Genomic DNA, 644 nt, shown 5'->3' with positions numbered 1-644 from the left:
GGCAAATAATGACTTAGAAAAGGTCAGTGTTCGCTGGCCGGACGGCGGGGATTTTAACGACCTACTCCAGAACGGGGATCAGGCCAGAGAATTGACATTTATGAAAAAGCAGCAGGAGACAGTATAACAATGGACAACACAGCACACAAAGCCCTCTTTACTCTGCCTGAACCTAGCTACAGTACGGCACTGGCGACCGTAAAACCGTTACCCGTTCAGCGCAAGATCACCGGCAATAAACAGGTGGATGCCTACTTGTGGGTACTGGCAGTCATCAAGACTAACGAACCCGCCCACCTTGAGGCAGCAGAAGCCGCCTTGAAGAAGCTGAAAATCACGCCCAAAGAGGCCCAAACAAAATACGCTGATTACCTGATGAAATCCGGTGCAGCAGCTTTTCAGGTTGCCTTTGGCACCATGAGCATGGATAACCCGCAGGGCTATATTGATCGCGCGAAAGAGCAGATTAGTGATGCGGCGAAAGTCAGGGCTATTTTTGCCAGCTATGAAGCGGCGCTGGAACTGACCGAGCCGGAAAAATTAATGCTGGTGGGGGAGTTGGCAGAAATCTATGAGGCGGGCTACTACTGGAACGAAAAAGAGCTGGCAGAAGGCTGTATGCGTGGTGATCGTGTTACTGAAAC

At 50.8% G+C, this 644-nt stretch carries 2 pseudogenes; both read left to right on the top strand.

From position 1 onward, the window contains the following. A pseudogene (locus PSI23_RS21815) lies at nt 1-127 on the top strand (DNA primase); the annotation flags it as partial. A 2-nt stretch (nt 128-129) separates the two neighbouring features. Next, a pseudogene (locus PSI23_RS21810) lies at nt 130-644 on the top strand (helix-turn-helix domain-containing protein); the annotation flags it as partial.

It is taken from the genome of Xenorhabdus yunnanensis (assembly GCF_028598805.1).
Lineage (GTDB): Bacteria > Pseudomonadota > Gammaproteobacteria > Enterobacterales > Enterobacteriaceae > Xenorhabdus > Xenorhabdus yunnanensis.
This window is presented reverse-complemented; position numbering and strand designations above follow the sequence as displayed.